Below are 21,941 nucleotides of genomic sequence, written 5' to 3' on the forward strand. Positions count from 1 at the left end.
CCGATTCCGCAGCGTCCGCTGTCTTAAAGCAGGCATGCGTTTTGCTTTGGCTAGCATAAAGGGCCAGGGGACAGTTTTTTGTCACCCCTCCGACCAATGCGGACCAACAGCATAATGAAAGCAGTCATTCTGGCCGGTGGGCTGGGCACACGCATCAGCGAAGAATCCCACCTGCGCCCCAAGCCGATGATCGAGATAGGCGGCAAACCGATCATCTGGCACATCATGAAGATCTACTCGCACTACGGTATCAACGACTTCGTCATCTGCCTGGGCTACAAGGGCTACGTGATCAAGGAGTATTTCGCCAATTACTTCCTGCACATGTCGGACGTGACCTTCGACATGGCGCAAAACCGCATGGATATCCACAACCGCCATGCCGAACCTTGGCGAGTGACGCTGGTGGATACCGGGGAAAACACAGCCACCGGTGGCCGCCTCAAGCGTGTCCGTGAGTACGTTGGCGATGAAACCTTTTGCCTGACTTACGGCGACGGTGTGTCCGACGTCGATCTCCCGCGACTTATCGACTTCCACCGGCAGCACGGCAAGCTGGCCACAGTAACCGCCGTGCAGCCGCCGGGGCGTTATGGCGCGCTGGATGTGCAGGGCGAACAGGTACGCGGCTTCCAGGAAAAACCGCTGGGCGACGGTGGCTGGATCAATGGTGGCTTCTTCGTGCTCGAGCCGGCCGTGCTCGATTACATCGAGGGCGATGCCACCACCTGGGAAAACGAACCCATGCGTCGTCTGGCCGAGGACGGCCAGCTGATGAGCCACCTGCACCGTGGTTTCTGGCAACCGATGGATACTCTGCGTGATCGCATGCTGCTCGAAGCGCACTGGAAGAACGGCGAAGCCGCATGGCAGCTATGGCGCTGAATCCGGCATTCTGGGCGGGGCGCCGAGTCCTGCTGACCGGGCATACCGGCTTCAAGGGCGGTTGGCTGGCCGTATGGCTGCGCCAGCTGGGCGCCGAACTGCGCGGCTTCGCCTTGCCTGCCGCAACCACGCCATCGCTGTGGCAGGTTGCGCAGTTGCAACAGCAGGTGCCCGGTGATTTCGCCGATATCCGTGATGCCTCGGTCCTGGCCCGAGCCCTGCAGGATTTCCAGCCCGAACTGGTGCTGCACCTGGCGGCTCAGCCACTGGTGCGTGAATCCTATCGTGCGCCTGCGGACACCTACGCAACCAATGTCATGGGGACGCTCAACCTGCTCGAAGCGGTGCGCGCCACGCCCTCCGTCCGTGCTGTGCTGGTGGTGACCACAGACAAATGCTACGAGAACCGCGAGTGGCCCTGGCCCTACCGGGAGCAGGATGCCCTGGGCGGCTTTGATCCCTATAGCAGCAGCAAGGCCTGTGTCGAGCTGCTGTGCGCGAGCTACCGCGACTCTTTCCTGCGCTCCTCTGGCGTTGCCCTGGGCACTGCGCGTGCGGGCAACGTGCTGGGTGGCGGGGATTGGTCTGCCGAACGCCTGTTGCCGGATATCTTTCGCGCCTGGCAGGCCGGTCAAGAGGTGACCTTGCGTTATCCCGATGCGACGCGACCCTGGCAGCACGTGCTCGACCCGCTGATGGGCTACCTGCAGCTGGCGCAGGGGCTGCTCACCGATGCCGAGCAGCATGCCGCAGCCTGGAACTTCGGCCCTGACAGCGCCGGGCTGGCCACCGTCGGCGAGATCGTCGAACGCCTTGCCAGCCGTTGGCCAGGCGAGGCTCGCTGGTCGGTTGCCAGTGATGCCCAGCCGCACGAAGCCGGTCTGCTGGCCCTGGACTCCAGCAAGGCGCGGCAAAAGCTTGGCTGGGCGCCGCGCTGGTCGCTGGATGACACCCTGAAACATACCCTGGACTGGCATCTGGCCTGGCGCGCAGGGCGTGACATGAACATCGTTACCCGCGAGCAGCTCGCGGTTCACCAAGGCGGAACCCATGAGTGACAGTACGGCGCAGCAGTTGCGCCAACAGATTGCCGAACTGGTCGGGCGTTACGCCGAGCTGCAGATGGCACCCAAACCCTTCGTGGCCGGGCAGAGCAGCGTTCCGCCTGCCGGCAAGGTGATCGGTGCGGGCGAACTGCAGGCCATGACCGAGGCCGTGCTGGATGGCTGGCTGACCACCGGGCGCTTCAACGAGGCGTTTGAAAAGCGCCTGGGCAAGTACCTGGGGCGCCGCTGCGTGCTCACCACCAACTCCGGCTCGTCGGCCAACCTGCTGGCGTTTTCCGCCCTGACCTCGCCACGCCTGGGTGAGCGAGCGATCAAGCCTGGCGACGAGGTGATCGGCGTTGCCGCCGGTTTCCCGACCACCGTCAACCCGATCCTGCAGTTCGGCGCGGTACCGGTGTTCGTCGATGTCGAGATGGGTACCTACAACATCAACCCGGCGCTGATCGAAGCGGCCATCGGTCCGAAGACCAAGGCCATCATGCTGGCCCATACCTTGGGCAATCCCTTCGACCTGAGTGTCATCCGCGCCCTGTGCGACAAGTACGGTCTGTGGTTGATCGAAGACTGCTGCGATGCCCTGGGTTCCACCTACCAGGGGCGCATGGTCGGCACCTTCGGTGATATCGGCACCCTCAGTTTCTACCCGGCGCACCACATCACCATGGGCGAGGGCGGAGCGGTGTTCACCGACTCCCCGTTGCTCAAGCGCATCATCGAGTCGTTCCGCGACTGGGGCCGCGATTGCTACTGCCCGCCGGGCGAGGACAACACTTGCAGCAAGCGCTTCTGCTGGCAACTGGGTAGCTTGCCGGAAGGCTACGACCACAAGTACACCTACTCGCACCTGGGCTACAACCTCAAGATCACCGACATGCAGGCCGCATGCGCGCTGGCGCAGATGGATCGGGTCGACGATTTCGTTGCCGCGCGCAAGCGCAACTTCGCCTGGCTCGGCGAGCGCCTGGCCGGTTGTGCGGACAAACTGATCCTGCCGCAGGCCACCCGCGAAAGCGACCCTTCCTGGTTCGGCTATCCGATCACCTTGCGCGATGGCTGCGGCGTAAAGCGCGTCGAGCTGTTGCGCTACCTGGATGAGCAGGGCGTGGGTACACGCCTGCTGTTCGCCGGCAATCTGATCCGCCAGCCCTACATGCAGGGGCAGCAATACCGGGTGGCCGGCGAGCTTCCGGTAACTGACAAGATCATGAACGACACGTTCTGGATCGGCCTCTGGCCGGGTTTGAGCGACGACCATCTGGAGCATGCGGCGCGCAGTATCGAAACCTTCCTGCAGAGGCTGTGCTGATGCGCGCCTATGTCCTGTGTGGCGGTTTCGGTACACGCCTGCGCAGCGTCACGGACGCGCAGAAGGCCCTGGTACCCGTTCACGGTGAGCCCTTTCTGGCGCGCGTATTGAGCCAGCTGGCCAGTGCCGGCATCAGCGAAGGCGTGCTGTGTGCGCATTACCGCGCCGAGCAGGTGGCCGAGCAACTTGCCGAGTTGTCTCGCCATGCGCAGCTGCCACTGTCGCTGGTGGTGGAGCAGAGCCCACTGGGCACGGGCGGCGCACTGCTCAATGCATTGCGTGAGCAGCCTGCTCAGGGGCGGTATCTGGTACTCAACGCCGACACCTTTGTGGACGCGCAAGGTTATCGGCAGATGCTGCTGAGCGAAGGCAATGCCGTGCTGGCTGCGCGGGTCGATGACCGCGGCCGTTATGGCAGCCTGGCGCTCGATGCCACGGGGCATCTGGCTGGCTTGCGGGAAAAGGGCCTGCAGGGGCCCGGCCTGATCAACGCGGGGGTTTATGCCTTCACCGCGCCGGCCTTCGCCGACATTCCCGTTCGCGCGTGCTCCATGGAGCACGATCTGTTGCCCGGGTTGCTCCAGCGAGAGACCGTATCCGTTGTCGATTACAGCGGGCGCTTTATTGATATCGGCACGCCAGAATCGCTCGCGCGCTACACCGACGAATTTTTTCCGGATATATCGCTATGAGCCTGCTGGTGCAGAACCTGAGCATTGGCGAACGCCAGAGCATTCTTGATGCGGTCAAGTGCATCGAGGCAGGCGCCTTGCAGATCGCCTTTGTGGTGGCCGACGATCAGCGTTTGCTGGGTGTGGTCACCAACGGTGATGTACGTCGCCACCTGCTGCAGGGCGGCCAGACCGACCTGCCGGTAACCACCTGCATGAACAGCCATTACCGCGCCGTTCAGGCTGGTGCGTCGCGCGAGGAGTTGCTCAAGGCATTCGACCTTGGTTTCAACGCCATCCCGGCCGTGGATGAGCAGGGGCGCCTGGTCGAGGTCTACACCCGGCTGATGGCAGCCAGCCCGGAAGTGCCGGTGCTGGCACGGGCACGTGCGCCGGTACGCATGAGCTTCTGCGGCGGCGGTGCCGACCTGACCTATTTCTTCATCGACCACCCGGCAGCGGTGCTCAGCTGTACCGTCGGGCTCTATGCCCATGCCACCCTGGTTCCCCGGGGCGACCGCGGCATCCGGATTTTCTCCGAGGACCTGGGGCGCGAGGAGGACTACGACTCCCTGGCCGATCTGCTGGCCGCCAGTGAAAAAAGCCTGTTGGCGACCATCGTTTCGGTGATCAAGCCGCAATACGGCTTCGACCTCTACCTGCGCTCGGACTTTCCGGTGGGCTCCGGGCTGGGTGGCTCTTCCGCTGCGACCACGGCCACCATCGCGGTATTCAATGAACTGCGCCAGGATCGCTGGAGCACTTACGAGATCGCCGAACTGGCGTTCCAGGCCGAGCGCCTGTGCTTCGGTATCGCCGGTGGCTGGCAGGACCAGTACGCCTCGGCGTTCGGCGGCTTCAACCTGATCGAGTTCGAGAACCAGCGCAACATGGTGCACCCGATTCGCCTGGAAGAGGCGATCCGCAATGAGCTGGAATCCTGCCTGGTGTTGTGCGACACCGGCATTTCCCACGACTCCGGTCGTCTGCATGATCTGCAACGCGAGGAGATGCAGGCTGAGTCCTCGCAAACCGACCTGCTGCACGCCAGCGTGGCGCTGTGCCGGCGCATGCACCGCTATCTGATTCGCGGTGAGCTGCGCGATTTCGGCCTGTGCCTGGACGAAGCCTGGCGTCTGAAAAAGCGCTTTTCCTCGGCCATCAGCCATGGGCGCCTCGACGAGATCTACGCCGCTGCACTGGCGGCCGGCGCGCTCGGCGGCAAGCTGCTCGGCGCCGGTGGCGGTGGGTTCTTCCTGTTCTACGTACAACCCCAGCATCGCCAGCGGGTGGTGCATGCGGTGCGCGCACTGGGCTGCCAGACTCAAGGCTTCCGCTTCGAGTCCTGCGGTGTTACTTCCTGGCGGACGAAAATCCAATGACCCCAATTATTCTCGATGGCATCGCCCTGGGTGGCGAGCGTGTCTATGTCATCGCCGAAGCCGGCAACAACCATAACGGCTCGCTGGCATTGGCCAAGCAACTGGTGGATGCCGCCATTGCGGCGGGCGCCGACTGCGTCAAGTTCCAGTTGCGCAACCGCGAGGCGCTGTACCGGCGCAAGGCCGATGGCTCGCGTGCCGAAGACCTCGGCGTGGAGTACATCCAGGACCTGCTGGACAAGGTCGAACTGAGCCTTGACGAGCATCGCCAGCTGCGCGCCTACTGCGCGCAACAAGGCATCACCTACCTGTGTACCCCCTGGGATGAACCCAGTGTCGATGCCTTGGCCGCGTTCGACGTGGCGGCGCTGAAAATCGCCTCGGCGGACCTCTGCAACCCCTACCTGATCGCCAAGGCCGCCAGCCTGGGCAAACCGCTGATCCTGTCCACCGGCATGTCCTTCGAGCACGAAATCATCCGTGCCATCGAACAGCTCAATGCCCTGGGCACGCCCTTCGCGCTGCTGCACTGCAACAGCGCCTACCCGGCGCCGGAAGGGGATATCCAGCTCGGCTATCTGCGCCGCTTGCAGCAGCTGCACGGCCTGATCGGCTACTCCGGCCATGAGCGCGGCATCGCCATTACCCTGGGTGCCGTAGCCCTGGGTGCCAAGCTGGTGGAGCGCCACATTACCCTGGACCGCAACATGGAAGGCCCGGATCACCTGGCCAGCCTGGAGCCTGCCGAATTCCGCCAGCTGGTGGATGGCATCCGCCAACTGGAGCTGGCGCTGCCCTGGCAAGGTCCTGGCCGTCATGCCAGCCAAGGGGAATTGCTGAACCGCGAGAACCTCGGCAAGAGCGTGATCGCTGCATGCGAGATCCCCCGTGGTGCAGTCCTGGAGCCGGGTATGCTGCGCATCGCCAGCCCTGGCCAGGGCCTGGCGCCATACCGGCTGCCGGAGCTGCTGGGCAAGCCAGCCCAGCGCGACATCGCCCAGGGTGATTTTCTGTTCGAGAGCGACCTGCAGGAACAGCCTGCCGAGCAGAAGCTTGCGTTCGACATGCCGATTCGTTGGGGGGTGCCGGTGCGCTATCACGACTTCCTCGATTACCGTCGGCGCATCGAGCCGGATCTGTTCGAGTTTCACCTGTCCTACCGCGACCTCAGCCTGAAACCGCAGCCCTTCCTGGCCCAGGTGGAATGCTCGCGCCTGGTGGTTCACGCCCCGGAGCTGTTCGAGAACAGCGAACTGCTGGACCTGGTGGCGGACGACCTGGCCTATCGCCGGCGCTCTATCGACAACCTGCAGCGCGTGGTCGATGCCACCCTGCAGATCGGCGAGTTCTTCCCCGCAGCCGATGCCCGGCTGATCGTCGCCAACATCGGTGGTTTTTCTGCCGACGCGCCACGCCCGCTGGCCATGCGCCCCGAGCTCTACGAGCGTTTCCATGACGCCTGTCGCCAGGTGGACTTCGCCGGCACCGAGCTGATCCCGCAGAACATGGCGCCGTTCCCCTGGCACTTCGGCGGTCAGCGCCACCAGAACATTTTCATGATGCCCGACGAACTGGCGGCCCAGGCCCGCGAGCATGGCCTGCGCCTGTGCCTGGACCTGTCGCACCTGCAGATGACCTGCTTCCACTTCGGCCTCGACTTCCAGGCCGCACTGGCGCTGCTGCTGCCGCACTCGGCGCACCTGCACGTGGCGGACGCCAAGGGCACCAACGGCGAAGGCGTGCTGATGGGCACCGGCGACATCGACTGGCCGGCCAGCTGGGCACAGATTCGCCAACATCCCGAGGTCAGCTTCATTCCTGAAGTCTGGCAAGGGCACAAGGATCATGGGGCCGGCTTCTGGTCGGCACTGCAGTATTTGACGCGGCTTGCTTAAGTGCCGGTTTCGAGGGGGAATTCAAGGTGACACAGACTATCCGTGTAGCGGACTACATCATGGAGCGCCTGGCGCGTCTGGGCGTGGGGCAGGTCTACTTCCTGCCTGGCGGCGGTGCCATGCACCTCAACGACGCGTTGGGGCGCCACCCTGAGCTTGAGCCGGTGCTGTGCCTGCACGAGCAGGCGGCGGCGATTGCCGCTGAAGCCGCCGGCAAGCTCACCGGTGGTCCGGCGGCGTGCATGACCACCTGCGGCCCGGGCGCGACCAATACGGTTACAGCAGTGCTCGGTGCCTGGCTGGACTCGACACCGGTGTTCTTCGTGTCCGGCCAGGTCAAAAGTGCTGACCTCAAGGCCGGTACTGGCTTGCGCATGCTGGGCGTGCAGGAAGCCGACATCGTTTCGATTGTCGAACCGATCACCAAGGCGGCGGTCACCCTGACCGACCCCGAGGCGGTAGCCGAGGTCTTCGACCAGCTTGAACATGCCGCGCTCAGCGGCCGTCGTGGCCCGGTGTGGCTGGATGTACCTCTGGATGTGCAGGCTGCCCGGGTCGACCCCGCGACCTTGCGCCGGGCGCAGTTGCCTGTGGCCAGCGAGCAACCGGACATCAGCGCGGCGGTTGCGCAAACCTTGAGCTTGCTGCGCCAGGCCAAACGCCCGGGCATCATCGCCGGTAGCGGCATTCGCATGGCGGGTGCGGTTGAAGCTTTCAACCAGTTGATCGAAGCCGCAGGCGTACCGGTCATGCCGACCTGGCTGGCCATGGACATCATCGAAGACGAGCATCCACTTTACGGTGGCCGTCCTGGCTCCATTGCACCGCGCTGGGCCAACTTTGCCCTGCAGAACTGCGACCTGCTGATTGTCCTTGGCTCGCGTCTGGATATGGCCTTGACTGCCTACAACCATGCCCACTTCGCGCCCTATGCGAAGAAAGTCGTGGTGGATATCGACCCGGCGGAAATCGCCAAGCTGCAGATGCCCATCGAGGTCTCGGTAGTCTCCGACGTCAAACCCTTCATCGAAGCGTTGGCTGCGCAAATCGACCGTGATCGCCTGCCGTCCTACGCTGACTGGCTGGCGCGCATCGCGCAATGGCGCGAGCAATACCCGCTGCTGCAGAGCGAGCACGCCGACGACAGCCAGGGCGTGAGCATGTACTACTTCACCGACCAGTTGTCCTCGCTGCTCAATGAAGGTGACGTGATCGCGCCGGGCAGTTCAGGTTTCGCCTCCGAGTTGTTCCTGCTCAATCTGCGCCTCAAGAAGGGCCAGCGTTGCTTCCACAACCGTGGCACGGGCTCGATGGGTTTTGGCATCCCGTCGGCAATCGGCGCGTGCCTGGCCTCCGGGCGCAAGCCGACCGTCTGTGTTGAAGGCGACGGTGGCTTGCAGTTGAACATCCAGGAGCTGGCGACCCTGGCCGCGCAGAAGCTGCCGGTCAAATGCTTTGTCATCAACAACCAGGGCTATGCCTCGATTCGTGCATCGCAAAGTGCGCATTTCAAGCTGCTGGTCGGTGCCGATGCCACCAGCGGCCTGCAACTGCCGGATCTGGCCCAGCTGACCAGTGCCTATGGCGTGGGTTACGCGCGCATCGAGTCGCATGCCGACCTGCAGGCCAACCTGCAGGCTGTGCTGGAGCGCGATGGCCCGGTGATCATCGAGGTGCTGGTCCAGGTCGAAGAACCACGGATACCGCGTGTCATGACCCGCATGGATGAAAACGGCAAGCCGGTAACCGGTGCCCTGGAAGACCTGTATCCGTTCCTCAGCCGTGAAGAGTTGGCGCAGCAGATGGCCGTTTCGCTGGATGCCGAGGCATGAAAGTGTGGCTCAAGCGCCGCTTGACCGGGTTGTGCTACGGCTATCTGCGTAGCCAGCGCGACTGGGCGCATGAAAAATCGCCGCGGGTGCGTCATGCCCGCGTGCTGCCCATGGCCAGCCACGCGCCCTGGGTCAACGACAGCGCATTTCTGAGCACGTTCGAGGCCGTGCGTCAGCACACGCTGGTCGACATCATGCGCTTGTACGAGCTGTGGACGCTGGCGCGTCAGCTGGAGCACGTCGAGGGTGATTTTCTCGAGGTTGGCGTGTGGCGCGGTGGCTCGGGGTGCTTGCTGGCAATGGCCGGTCAGCGTGAGGGGCGTAGCGTGTTCTTGGCTGATACCTTCACTGGCGTAGTCAAGGCCGGGGCACACGACACCCGCTACAGCGGCGGCGAGCATGCCGACACCGATGTCGGTCTGGTCCTGGAGTTGGCCAAGCGCTGTCAAGTGGCAGACAGCGTGCGCGTACTGGTCGGCATGTTCCCAGAGAGCAATGCCGAACAGGTCAGCGACAGGCTGGCGTTGCTGCATATCGATGTGGACGTTTTCGAGTCCGCCCGCGATGTATTGCTTTGGGCTGCCCCCAGGCTTGTGCGCGGCGCCGTGGTGGTGTTCGACGATTACGGGTTCTACGGCTGTGAAGGGGTAACGCGCATGGTCGATGAGTTCGTCGCGCAGAACAGCGGATATCGCTTCCTGCACAACCTCAATGGGCATGCCGTGCTGATCAAGGTAGCGGACCATGGCGAATGAGTTCGGCTACGACCACCTGCTGATCTACGGGGCCAGGCTCGCCGGGCGGCGTGTACGGGACTATCTGGCTGCTCGTGGGCAGCGCGTGGATGCTTTTCTCGATCGCGATGAAAGCCTGGCTGAAGTGGACGGAGTACCGGTCTTCAGCGCTCAGGGCTGGGCTGCCAAGCATGACCCGGCCAAAGCCTGTGTGTTGATCGGTGTGTTCAACGCCCATGTGGATACCAAGACCATTTTCGATGATCTGGAGGTTTTGGGGTTTGGCCGTCTGGTCAGCCTGGTCGAGTTCGTACGCCTTTATCCAGAAGACCAGCCATTTCGTTACTGGCTGGTTGCCCCCACATTCTATGAACAGCATGCATCGCGTATTGCAGCGTTGCGCGCTGCGCTTGAGGATGAGACCAGCAAACAGCTGCTGGACGCGATAGTCGAGTACCGCACCCTGGGTGATCCGCGTTGCCTTCCTGCGGTCACAGGCCAGCAGTATTTCCCGGCAGATCTGCCGCGCTTGCCGGAACCACTGCGCTTTATCGATTGCGGTGCCTACGTCGGCGACACCGTTGAGGAATTGCTGGCTGCCGGGTTTGACTTCGCCAGCCTTGCGACATTCGAACCGGATCTGGATAACTACCGCCAGCTGACGGCGCAGCTTGGCAAGGTGCCGGGCGCGATCCACTTTCCATGCGGCGTCTCGGACAGCAACCGCTTGAGCGGATATGACCCCAGCCTGGGAGCGGGTGGTCACCTTGTCGAATCTGGCGGCAATCCGGTGTGCTGTGTGCGCCTGGATGATGCCTTGCCAGGGTTCGCGCCGAACTTCCTCAAGATGGATATCGAAGGCGAAGAGCCGGCAGCGCTGCGCGGCGCGCAGGCGCTGCTGCATGCCCATCGCCCGCACCTGGCCATCAGCATCTATCACCGTGCGGAACATCTCTGGGAAATAGCCGAGCAGTTGCAAGGCTATGAGTTGGGCTACCGCTTCTATCTGCGCTGTCACTCGCCCAGTAGCTTTGATGCAGTGCTCTACGCGATACCTGGAAAGCCGTGAGCAGCATCTCTGCTTTTTCATCAGCGAAATGCCTGGCGGTCGCTTTGCAAGGAAATTGGACGTGCGGTCAATGAATGAACCTTCGACGATAGACGAGCCCGTCGTTATCTACGGTGGCGGTCAGATAGGTGTTGGTTTTTGCCGGCGCTTGCTGCAAGGCGGCGTGAATGTTCGCGCCATCATCGATCGCAATCCGCAGGGCGTAACGAATGCGCCGGTCCCGGTGATGACGGTGGAGCAGTGCATTCAAAGCAATGGCAATGCGCTGGTGTTCGTGGCGATAGGCAATGGCCTTGCCCACCCGGCCATTGCACGTGCCTTGCACGACGTTGGCTACAAGAGGGTCTTGCACCTGCCCGTGTTTCTTCGCGGGGAAAGGGCGGCGGCCATGACGCAGGCGTGGAACGCATTTTATTCGGGTGATTATGCAGTGCCGTTCTGCAGTGTCGACGAACTGTACACCGTACGTGCCGGCGACTACCTGTTGGGCGCGTTTTCAGATTATGTGACGGCCATCGTGCACAAAGATGATGTCTACACCGTAAGGCGATCCTACGAAGGCATCGAGCACGATTACGCTGATTACTTTAAATGGCAAGGCCAGGAACAGGACGTTATCGACAAGGCGACCAATGTCCGGCTGGATGATCCGGCGGTCAAGGCGCTACTGCCTTGTGATGAATTGTTTACCCAAGAACAATTGGATTTCTATCGCGCGAAAACGTTCTTTGATATGGGCCACTATTATCGCGAGGCGGCGTCCGTCGCGGTGTTTGATGGTGTCTTGCATCGCTTCAATATCCTCGATGGCTCTCACCGCGCCTTCTATCTGGAGCGTCAGGGCTTCGATGGCATCCCGCTCAAAATGAAGCGCGCGGAATGGGACGCTTATTTCAGAGAGCGCCAGGCGCAGGCGCTGATGGATCATTGCAGGCAGTTGCAGTCGCTCCCGGCAGTCGTCAAGCATCCTGCTTTCATGTCATTCCCGGTACTCGAGCGTGAGCCAGACGCCGAGTTCCTGCGCCTGCTCGAGGGGGTGTGCCCGCCATGCTGTTGACTGCTGATACGCCGATAATCCTGTACGGTGCTGCCCATCGTGGAACGATGGTTTCGCGCTATCTGAAGGGGCGCCTTAACGTTGTTGGCTTTATCGACAAGCGTGCTGCCGAGATAACCCATCACGAGGGGCTGCCGGTCAGCTGTGTCGCCGATGCAGATAAAACGGCACTCGTCATCGTCTGTGTAAACAACATTTTTGAACACGAAAGCATTGCACTGAGTCTGGCGGCAGAGGGGTTCAAGCGGGTTGTCTTTTGCCCTGTAAACGGGTCCAACATGGCGTGGCGATCCGCTGAAGAGCGGACGCAGATGGCAAGTGTTCACAACGCTATCATCGACGAGCAGCTGGCCTTGCCCGTCGAAGTTCCCGCTTTGCATGGGCTGTTTCGTCCGGAGTACAAGGATGATGCGCTGATCAGTGCCGAAGACGCTGAGGTGCTGGCGTGGATACCCGCCTGGTTGGTCTGTGCACGCCGAAACGGCAATGGGCTGTTCAAGGACAGCCCGGTGTTTACCCTGTTCCCCTATCTGGAGCTGTTCAAGTGGTTCGATGGCGAGGCTGACGCAACCCCGAACCATTACATGGACCTCTACTGTCGCAACGCGGCCGATCAATTCGGTATCGCGCAAACAGACGCGTGGGTGGAAAACGTGCTCAGAAGCCGCAGGCAGGTGTATGAGCGCATGCGGCAAACCGAATCCGTCGATCCCTTGTTCTTCTTGAATCATGCGGTCAAGGCGGATTGGAACAGTGATGAAAGTCACTTCAACATGGACAGCGGCAAGCACCGTGCAGCGTTCCTGATCCATCGCAAGCGCTCACTGGTTCCGCTCAAACTATCCAATGCGGACTATGAGGCCTACCTCAATCGGCCCGCGTTGAAGGCACTGATCGATTGCATGCTGCGATCCAGCATCACCGAACTGCCTTATCCCGTGATGCATTCGTACTTTCTGAGAGTCCCTTACCGGGCAGAAAGTGCTTTTTATGAGACGTTGCTGAAGTCATGCCGTGCCCTCGTGCTGAAGAATTTCAGCGAGACCGGCAGGGTTAGCCTTGGCGGCGTTCGACTGCGGGTAGAAAGCGCGGATCTTGAGCCATTGGCACAAGCGTTTGCCGTGCTGGGTTGTTCAGTTCACCACACTTATCAAGCAAGCGAGTTTGACCGAGCTGTCAGGGATTTGTATCGCATTTCCGATCGCTTCGCCCGGGCGGGCCATGTGCCGGCGGCGTGTGACTTTGTACTGGATGAGTGGGTGGCTCGATAATGCGTGCGCAACTGATTGATGTGTGTGCGAAACCTGATTTGCAGGAGCAGGTGGACGATGTCATTGAGCGAATGGAGCGGCACTGTCCAGTGCGCATCCTGTGCTACTCGCTGATGGGCTCCATTCCCCTTGGTATGGGGAATGCTTCGTCTGATTATGATTTGCTGGCATTTTACCAGCCGCAGAAAGTAATAAGTCCAGATCAGTACGATGTGATCAATAACAAGACCCCTCTGCTGGGGGCGGCGCATCTTGCCGGGCAGGTGAATTTGCTGCTGGCTGACAGTGAGCTGTGTTCGTCGCGCTTTGTGGAGATGCCTGAGGCGGTTTTTTCTCGAGACTATCCTCATCACCTGAATTCGCTGACAGTTCATGATCGTGCGTTTGATATTTCCGTGGTGCCTGGTGACACCTCGCCCAAGGTGGCCTCGATTTTTTCCGATATGTTTTATTATGGCGGCGGTGTGCTGACCGATCGCCTGGGTAGCGTTCGAGATAATTTTGCGCAGATGAAACACTTTCTTCGCGTCTACGACTTTTGCAAGCGCCGGTTTGTGACTACCTATGGACGGCTTCAGTACTACCTTGTCGAGCCGGGTAACGTCAGGCTGCGTACCTATTTGCAAAGCATCAACGATATATTGGCCATTGAGTATGCGCTCGATCGCCTCGATGTGCCGCCGGCAGATGTTTCGGTGATGTTGAATTATCTTGATGATGCGCAGGTGCTGGATATTGCCCGGCACTATGTCGAGATTAACAGCAGCACCACGATGGCAAAGGAAAAGCTACTGCTTGATCCAAACCCGATCTTGAATCAATGGATCTCCGAGAGGCTGGAGCGGATAAGGCCACGCTTGGTGGCGTTGTACCCGCACCGCGCAGATGCACTGTTCAACGTCGTTATTGATTGACTAGGGCGAGCGCGTTGTTTTGGGTGCTTGGTTTGATTTTTGTTGCAGGATGGCAGTCCCCGGTCATTCTGATCTGTTAGGCAGGTAATAAGATGAATGCTGGCTTGTCCTCGCTCGGTGCCGATTTTTCGCAGATGCAGAAAGATTGCCTCTATTCCATTGCACTTGCGTCAGGCCAGCGTGTGTCGGTTTGCTGGTCGGATGCGCTTCTGCGTGATGCTCAAGACCGCATCGTGGTCAGGCACCCCTCAAGGCTGGAGGCTTTATCACGCCTTGATGACTACCCCAATATCAAGCGCTTGCTGGACTCGCAGACTGGCCTGGCCGATTTGGCGGAGTTCAAGCGCCAGGCCCGCGACTGCCTGAATGAAGGGTTCTATATCTTTGGCGCCTTCAAGGTCGGTTTGCGCGTGGCGCGTCACGCGCAATTGCGGGGTGTCGAGGTCAAAGGGTTTCTCGACAATGACCGCGCCAAGGACGGTAGTTCATTGGAAGGGCTTTCGATCTCTCATCCTTCCAGTCTTTCGCTTGAAAATGCTGTCGTCGTTGTTGCCAGTGGCAGGCATGGCAACGCCATCTCCAGGCAATTGAGTCAGGTGCCGGGGATTCGTCTGGTCAACATGCACGAGTTTCTGTACGCACTTGATGGCCCGGGGCCGGGCTTGGGTTGCGAGCAGTTTTCAAGTTTTGTCGAAGCGCCGTTGCGTGACCCTTGGCGCTTCATCTCTGCTTTCTTGTGTCTGGATGATGAACCGTCACGTAAGGTGTTCGATGCGTTGATCGGCATGCGAATTCGCCTGTCTATCGCCTCTGCAGAGCAGGCCAAGTCGCCTTGGGATGAAGAGTATTTCGACAAGGCATTCGTACGGCCCGAACAAGCAGCGCGCTTTGTGGACGCCGGTGCAGCAGCTGGCGATACCCTGCATCGCCTGGAGAAGCATTTTGGGCCAGTCGAGCAGGCCTGGCTGTTCGAGCCCGAATTACCGGCGTACTACGAAGCGCTCAAGAGTGTCGCCGATCGCCCTGATGTATGGCTGTTCAACATGGGGCTGGACGCAGTGCCCAGTCGAGCTGTCTATCAGCCGGAGTTGACGTATGACATTGCCGGCGAGTTGAGCAGCGATGTGCCCGCAAACATCACCTCTTTCATTCAGGGCGTGCCTCTGGATGCCGTGGTGCCGGGTAAGGTTGGCTTGTTCAAGCTCGACATCGAGGGCATGGAAGCCTCTGCCTTGCGGGGCGCACGTACGATCATCAAGCGCGACAAGCCTGTGTTGGCTGTCTGTGCCTATCATCGTTCCGACGATTATTGGTGCTTGATGGATGAAGTGCAGTCCATCCGCGGCGACTACAAAGTGGGCATTCGTTTATACGCGGACATTCTAGAAGACATCACCTTGTATTTTTATTAGGGCAGTGGGCTGCGGCGGCATTTCCATTCCTCGTTCCAAATACCCATGAGTTCCTGACGCCAATGCCTAGTTTTTCCTTGCATTCACCCATTATCAGCCGCGCGTTGCAGGCCATTCCTTCCACCCTGGGCTTGCACAACGCGCTGGCTGGGCAGCATGTGCTGGTCACCGGCGGTACAGGTTTCTTTGGCTTGTGGTTGTTGGCCTTGTTTCAACGACTGAACCAGCAAGGCGCAGGGGTGACGGTCACTGTTCTGTCACGCAACCCATCGCGATTTCTGGAGGCACAGCCCTGTTACCGTGATTGCGCCTGGCTGCATTGGGTCGGTGGTGATGTGCGTGATCTGCAGGCCGTTCCTGGGCAGCCAGTGAACCTGATCATTCATGCGGCAACCGATACGTCCTCGGCGGCCCATGGCAAGCCGTTGGAAATCTTCGACACCATCGTCGCTGGCGCGCGCCGGGTACTCGACTTGGCGGTGCGCACCCGGGCACGCGTGCTCCTGACGGGCTCGGGCGCACAGTATGGGGCTTTGCGGGCTGGGGCAGATCATGCTGCCGGGATCGCCGAGGGCTTCGCTGGCGCTTGTGCCAGCAACAGCGCAGGGAGTGCCTATGCCGAAGGTAAGCGGGCCCAGGAAACCTTGGGCGCGATTTATGCACAGACCCACGGCATTGACGTAATCATGGCGCGTTGCTTTGCCTTTTCCGGGCCAGGTCTGCCGCTCGATGGCCATTTTGCCATTGGCAACTTTGTTCGTGATGCCCTGTGTGCGGATCAGGTCGAGATCCGCTCTTGCGGCACTGCAGTGCGTAGCTATCTGCACGGTGCAGACCTGGCCGCCTGGCTGCTGGCGTTGCTGGTGAACGGCAAGGCCGGTGAAGCCTACAACGTGGGCTCCGATCAGGCGATCAGCATTGCCGATCTGGCGCATCGCGTTGTCTCGCGAGTGGCGCCAGGCAAACAGGTGCGGATCATGGGGCGTACCGAAGGTGCGGCCCCTTCGTTTTATGTACCGGATATCAGCCAGGCCCGCGAGGCGGGGCTGGATGTCTGGACCACCCTGGATCAGTCGATCGACAGCATGGCTGTCTGGGCGAAATCCATGGGTTATGGCATTTGAATTTCAACGAGGCTGCGTGTGAGCGAGGCCGTGACAGAGGGGATGCGTGATGGATTGGGCCTCAATTGCAGGCGGTAGTTGCCAGGGTGCGCCTTGGCGAGTGGGTATCGCCGGGGTTCAGCTGGGGCAGGAGCACAAGGCATTTCTCATCGGCGATGAGCAATGGCAGAAGCTGCAGACCCTGATTCCTCTTGGCCCGTTGCAGGCCTACGGTAACGCCAACGGCCTCGTCTTCGAGCGAATCGCTGTATCAGACGTCGCCGGTCACTACGACAGTGTGCTTCTGATTGAGCAGGCTTATTCAAGCACCCAGGTGCTGACTTTATCCTCTGGCACGCGCAGCTATCTGATGCGGCTGGAGAGCTCCGTCGATGGCGCGCAGTTGCTCGAGCAGTTCGACAGAGTGTTCCTACCTGCCAAAGAGGCTTTCACAGGCCAGCATCTGGTGCGACTCAATCAGCCGCTGGAACTGCCGCTTGCTGAATTGGCCCCGCGCCCGGCTTTCAAAGGAAAGGCCAGTGTGCTTGGGCGCGACGATATCGAGTTGCAGCGAGCACACTTCGCGCTATGCGATCATGAGCCCGAATTAGCTGATTGGTTGTCCCCGCAGTGGCAGTCTTGCCTGTTGTCGGGCACCGTGCCTGTGCATACCGCAGCCACTTCGCTGCCAGCGTGGTTTCCGCGTGATTGCTATGTAGACGGCAGTGTATTCAGCAATAGAGCAGACTTGTTCGCCTTCCTTGATGGCATGGCATGGGCGGAATACGAGGCACTGGCAAGTCGCCTGCGCTCGTTTCTCATGCAGGGCAGTGCTCGGCCGGATGAGCGAATTTATCCTTACACCGTCGATTTCTGGATCAATGCGCTGACGTCGGGCATTGCGCTGGACGCCTCTGAGGTTCGTGGTGTTGCGCCGTTGTTGAGCGTCGTTATCCCGGCCTATAACTATGGTCGGTATTTGGGGCAGGCGGTACGGTCCGTATTGGATCAGGGTGTCGAGGGCATTGAAGTCCTGGTTGTGGACAATGCTTCGACGGACAACACGCAATCGGTCATGGCCGAGTTTTCGTCTGATACGCGGGTGCGCTATATGCGCAACCGACGAAACTTCGGGGCCGGCAACAGTTCCCAGAATGGCTTTTGGGTCGCCAAAGGCAAATACATAGTTTTATTCATGGCCGACGATTATATGAATCCCGGTCATGTCATGCGCCTGCTGCCTGCTCTGGAAAGCAATGCCGATCATGCCCTGGGTTACAGCCCGATCTGTTGGGTTGATGAGCAGGGTGATCCTGTAGAAGGGCCAAGCCACCCCGGTCACCGCAGTGAAGATTACACGGGCGGGCGTAATGAGGTTGCGGACCTGCTGATTTACGACAGCTATATCACCCCCTCTGCGGCCATCATTCGCAGGGACGCCTTTTTCAAGGCGTGGCGCCGTGATGTCAGAATTCGCGGGTCTGGTGACTGGCAGCTCATGGTTCAGCTCGGGGAGCTGTTCCCTGACTTTGTTTTCACCACCGTGCCGGGTGTGAGCTATCGCGTTCATGCGGCACAGCACTCCCATGAGTTCTATGTCTCTTCGGCGCCGCTGGAAGGGCATACCTGTATTCTCGAGGGCGTATTCGAACGAGGCAACGAGGGTCGCCTGAAAGGCTATGAGCGTGAGGTTGCTGCGCATCTCAAGCGCAGGCTGACGCTTTATCCGCACGAGCAGGATACTGCGTTGGGCAAACGGGTACGGCAATTGTGTGGGCGTCTGCAAGCCCTGGCTGAAGACGCTGAGCGAGCGATGTTCTCCATCATCGTCACCACGTATAACCGTCCAGAATTGCTCAGGGATGCGCTGAACAGCATTGGCCGGCAGTCCTTCAAGGACTTCGAAGTCATCCTGGTCAATGACAACGGCGATCCGGTCGAATCACTGCTGGCCGAGTGCGATTTTCCTGTCACCTATATTCGCCAAGGCCGAAATCGCGGTCCAGCCGCTGCCCGCAATACCGCCTTGCGATTAGCCCGTGGCCGCTACGTCGTCTATCTGGACGATGACGACTTGTATCTGCCCAACCATCTCGAAGCATTGGCTACCGCGCTGGCTGACCACCCCGACACCGTTGTGTATACGGATGCGGTGTTCGTTGAGGAAACGATAACGGCGGGCAAGCGCAGCGAAGTGGCGCGTGAGCAGCGCTATCCCCACGAGGCGTACTCCAGGGAGCGCTTGCTGGTTAACAACTATATTCCGGTCAACACCTTTGCCTGCCCTCGTGCGCTTGCCCTTGCGGTGGGCGACTTCGACGAGTCGCTGGCCGGCTTGGAGGATTGGGATTTCCTCATGCGCTTGAGCGCTCGAAGCGCATTCCATCATATTCATTGCGAGACAGTGGAAGTCCGCATGCGCCGGGATGTCAGTGCACCTGCACGGCGTTCGGAACAGGCAGTCAAAGATTACCCGGCGCTTTACCGCGAGTTGTATGCACGCCATGGCGACTATGGCAGCGAAGAAATCAAGCGCGGGCGCCAGCAAATGCTGGAGCATCTGGGTGAAAAGCCCAAGGCGGCGACACTCCAGGACTGGCTGGATGCACGCGTTCCGGATGCCGCGCAGAGTCGTCTGATCGAACAGCGTCTGCAAGCGCATCAGGGCGGTCCGGTGATCGGGATTATCGTCCTGGACGCTGATGGCCACCTGGATGCATTGAATGCCTCAGTGCAAAGCTTGAGTCGCGAAAATTGCCTCTATGCCACGCTGAAAATCATCGCATTGACAGCAGGGGAGGCGCCCGCGCCTGCGCTGCAGAACAACCTGCATTGCCTGCATCTGACTCAGGCCAGCCTGAGCGATCAGCTCAACCAGGTGGTTCAGGCAGGTGAGTTCGACTGGTTCATGCTGGTTGAGGCGGGCAGTGAGTTCACTGCGAGCGGCTTGCTGATTGCCGCGCTTGATCTGTTGGCAGCGCCAGGCTGTCGGGCAGTTTACGGTGATGAAGCTTTGCGTGCCGATGGAGCGGCAATCGGCGCTGCGCTGCGTCCTGATCTCAACCTTGATCTGCTGCTCAGTTTCCCGGCGAGCATGTCGCGCCACTGGCTGTTCAACCGCCAGGTGTGGCTGGAAATGGGTGGGTTCCGCCAGGAGGCGGGCCAGGCTATCGAACTGGATTACATCCTGCGCCTGATCGAGGCGGGCGGTTTCGAGGGGCTGGGGCATATCAGCGAGCCGTTGTTGATCAGCAATGCCCCGTCGCTGCGCGACTGCCCGGATGAGCGCGAGGTCATCCAGCGTCATTTGCATGCGCGCGGTTTTGCCCAGGCTCGCGTCGAGTCTCGTTTGCCCGGGCGTTATGAACTCGTCTACGGCGCTTGCGGCGACGTATCGATCAGCATCCTGATCCTGCTCCAGGGCAACAGCGCGGAGCGGGCGCAGCGTTGCATGGAAACCATTCTGGAGAAGAGCACCCATCGAAACTATGAGGTGCTTCTACTGGCGTCGAATGATGCCGGCCCTGCGGTGAGCAGCTGGCTTGATGGCGTTGCCCAGCTCGGTGTCGATAGCATTCGTTGCATGCGTTTCCCTGCCGGCATGGCACCGGTGCGCATGCGCAACCAGGCCGCCGCGCAGGCCCGTGGTGACTTCCTGCTGTGGCTGGACGAAGGCGCTGCCGTGCTTGATAACGATTGGTTGCAGCAGATGCTCAACCACGGCATGCGCCAAGAAGTCGGCGTAGTGGGGGCCAAGCTGGTGGGCGGGGAGGCTACCATCAGCCACGCCGGTTTCGTGCTCGGTCTGAACGGGCCGGTTGGCGAAGCCTTTGCCGGCCAGTCGATGGATGCCCCCGGTTATATGCAACGCCTGCAGATCGACCAGAACTACGTCGCGGTCAGCGGCAAGTGTCTGCTGATAAACAAAGGGCTGTTCCACGAACTGGGCGGTTTCGACGAGACGCCTGAGCTGCAGCGTTGGGCGGATGTTGATCTGTGCCTGCGTCTGCATCGTGCCGGCTACCTGAATGTCTGGACGCCGCGTGTGCAGATGCTGCTCAGCGAGGATGCCGCAACGCCGGCCAGCATCGAGCAAGAAGATGCCTTGTATGCCCGCTGGTTGCCTGCACTGGCGCGAGATCCGTTCTATAACCCGAACTTCTCGCTGTCTTGCGCCAATGGCTTCGGCCTGGAGTGCGCCGAGCTGAGCTGGCGACCGTTGTCGTCCTGGAAGCCGCTTCCGACGATCCTGGCCCACGCGGCGGATGATGGAGGGTGTGGCAATTACCGGGTTATCCAGCCGCTCGATGCGCTCAAGCGCGAGGGGCTGGCCGAGGGGCAGCTGTCCTGGGCTCACCTGACGCCGGCTGAACTTGAGCGTTACCAGCCGGACAGCATCGTGCTGCAGCGCCAGATCGGCGACCAGCAGATTGAGCACATGCGTCGGATGCACGCGTTTTCACGGGCGTTCAAGGTCTTCGAGCTGGACGACTATTTGCCTAACCTGCCGCTCAAGAGTGTGCACAGGGCGGACATGCCCAAGGATATTTTGCGCGCCCTGCGCCGCGGCCTGGCTTATGTGGACCGCTTCGTCGTCTCTACGCAGCCGCTGGCCGAGGCCTTCGCTGGTCTGCATGGCGACATCAGGGTGGTGCACAACACATTGGATGGCCGCTTCTGGAAAGGCCTCGAAGCCCAGCGTCGGCAGTCGCGCAAACCGCGTGTTGGCTGGGCGGGTGGGGCGAGCCACTCCGGCGACCTGGAAGTCATCGCCGACGTAGTCAAGGAATTGGCCAACGAGGTGGAGTGGGTGTTCTTCGGCATGTGCCCGGATAAGCTGCGGCCCTATATCCATGAGTTCCACGAGAGTGTTTCGCTTGAGAATTACCCGAAGACACTGGCCAGAATGAATCTGGACCTGGCCCTGGCGCCCGTGGAACAGAACCTGTTCAACGAGTGCAAGAGCAACCTGCGCCTGCTGGAGTATGGCGCCTGCGGTTTCCCGGTGATCGCCAGCGACCTGCGTTGCTACCAGGGCTACAACGACTTGCCGGTGACCTTGGTAAAGAACCGCTTCCGTTCCTGGGTGGAGGCCATTCGCATGCACATCAGCGATCTGGATGCCACGGCGAAGGCGGGCGATGCACTGCGCAATGCAGTGCTGGGTGGCTGGATGCTCGAAGGCGACAACCTGAGTAACTGGCACAAGGCCTGGCTGCCGGACTGAGCCGCGCTTGAGGCCCTCGCGCTTTCCGGCGAGGGCCTTGCGGTACGCCTGTTGCGGCCTCTTCGCGGGTGAACCCGCTCCCACAAGCAGAGTGCAGGTCTTGCGTTCTGCGCGGT

15 protein-coding genes are annotated in these 21,941 nt (G+C 60.8%); all 15 read left to right on the forward strand.

Features of this window, described 5'->3' with window-relative positions:
- Positions 1–114: 114 nt before the first annotated feature.
- Positions 115–885 carry a glucose-1-phosphate cytidylyltransferase gene (rfbF, locus tag RTH46_RS04630; protein ID WP_153787289.1) on the forward strand — a complete coding sequence of 257 codons (771 nt, stop codon included), beginning with the start codon at positions 115–117 and terminating at the stop codon, positions 883–885.
- Entirely contained in the window at positions 867–1,943 is a 1,077-nt protein-coding gene (gene rfbG, locus RTH46_RS04635; protein WP_178125825.1) for a CDP-glucose 4,6-dehydratase, read from the forward strand. The genes rfbF and rfbG overlap by 19 nt, the downstream gene beginning before the upstream one ends.
- Complete coding sequence (gene rfbH / locus RTH46_RS04640; RefSeq protein ID WP_316905127.1) at positions 1,936–3,258, forward strand: lipopolysaccharide biosynthesis protein RfbH; 1,323 nt, start codon at positions 1,936–1,938, stop codon at positions 3,256–3,258. Before rfbG ends, rfbH begins: the two co-directional genes overlap by 8 nt.
- Positions 3,258–3,950 (forward strand): sugar phosphate nucleotidyltransferase, encoded by a 693-nt coding sequence (locus tag RTH46_RS04645; protein WP_279845450.1) that lies wholly within the window; start codon positions 3,258–3,260, stop codon positions 3,948–3,950. The genes rfbH and RTH46_RS04645 overlap by 1 nt, the downstream gene beginning before the upstream one ends.
- Complete coding sequence (locus RTH46_RS04650; protein ID WP_316905128.1) at positions 3,947–5,311, forward strand: CBS domain-containing protein; 1,365 nt, start codon at positions 3,947–3,949, stop codon at positions 5,309–5,311. The genes RTH46_RS04645 and RTH46_RS04650 overlap by 4 nt, the downstream gene beginning before the upstream one ends.
- On the forward strand, positions 5,308–7,206 hold the full coding sequence (locus RTH46_RS04655; RefSeq protein WP_153787285.1) for an N-acetylneuraminate synthase family protein: 1,899 nt from the start codon (positions 5,308–5,310) through the stop codon (positions 7,204–7,206). The genes RTH46_RS04650 and RTH46_RS04655 overlap by 4 nt, the downstream gene beginning before the upstream one ends.
- A gap of 26 nt (positions 7,207–7,232) precedes the next feature.
- Complete coding sequence (locus RTH46_RS04660) at positions 7,233–9,038, forward strand: thiamine pyrophosphate-binding protein (protein WP_316905129.1); 1,806 nt, start codon at positions 7,233–7,235, stop codon at positions 9,036–9,038.
- Positions 9,035–9,793 (forward strand): TylF/MycF/NovP-related O-methyltransferase, encoded by a 759-nt coding sequence (locus RTH46_RS04665; protein WP_316905130.1) that lies wholly within the window; start codon positions 9,035–9,037, stop codon positions 9,791–9,793. Before RTH46_RS04660 ends, RTH46_RS04665 begins: the two co-directional genes overlap by 4 nt.
- Positions 9,783–10,841: an FkbM family methyltransferase gene (locus RTH46_RS04670; protein ID WP_316905131.1), complete on the forward strand. Its 1,059-nt coding sequence runs from the start codon at positions 9,783–9,785 to the stop codon at positions 10,839–10,841. Before RTH46_RS04665 ends, RTH46_RS04670 begins: the two co-directional genes overlap by 11 nt.
- 70 nt (positions 10,842–10,911) lie before the next feature.
- Positions 10,912–11,898 (forward strand): hypothetical protein, encoded by a 987-nt coding sequence (locus RTH46_RS04675; protein WP_316905132.1) that lies wholly within the window; start codon positions 10,912–10,914, stop codon positions 11,896–11,898.
- Positions 11,889–13,169 (forward strand): hypothetical protein, encoded by a 1,281-nt coding sequence (locus RTH46_RS04680; RefSeq protein WP_316905133.1) that lies wholly within the window; start codon positions 11,889–11,891, stop codon positions 13,167–13,169. The genes RTH46_RS04675 and RTH46_RS04680 overlap by 10 nt, the downstream gene beginning before the upstream one ends.
- Positions 13,169–14,083, forward strand: a complete 915-nt coding sequence (locus tag RTH46_RS04685) for a hypothetical protein (protein WP_316905134.1) — start codon at positions 13,169–13,171, stop codon at positions 14,081–14,083. Before RTH46_RS04680 ends, RTH46_RS04685 begins: the two co-directional genes overlap by 1 nt.
- A gap of 92 nt (positions 14,084–14,175) precedes the next feature.
- Positions 14,176–15,495: an FkbM family methyltransferase gene (locus RTH46_RS04690; protein WP_316905135.1), complete on the forward strand. Its 1,320-nt coding sequence runs from the start codon at positions 14,176–14,178 to the stop codon at positions 15,493–15,495.
- Positions 15,496–15,557: 62 nt separating this feature from the next.
- On the forward strand, positions 15,558–16,619 hold the full coding sequence (locus RTH46_RS04695; protein ID WP_316905136.1) for an NAD(P)-dependent oxidoreductase: 1,062 nt from the start codon (positions 15,558–15,560) through the stop codon (positions 16,617–16,619).
- A gap of 49 nt (positions 16,620–16,668) precedes the next feature.
- The gene (locus RTH46_RS04700; RefSeq protein WP_316905137.1) at positions 16,669–21,825 is read left to right on the forward strand and encodes a glycosyltransferase; all 5,157 of its coding nucleotides are present in this window, start codon (positions 16,669–16,671) and stop codon (positions 21,823–21,825) included.
- Positions 21,826–21,941: the final 116 nt, after the last annotated feature.

It is taken from the genome of Pseudomonas sp. zfem004 (assembly GCF_032621715.1).
GTDB lineage: Bacteria > Pseudomonadota > Gammaproteobacteria > Pseudomonadales > Pseudomonadaceae > Aquipseudomonas > Aquipseudomonas sichuanensis.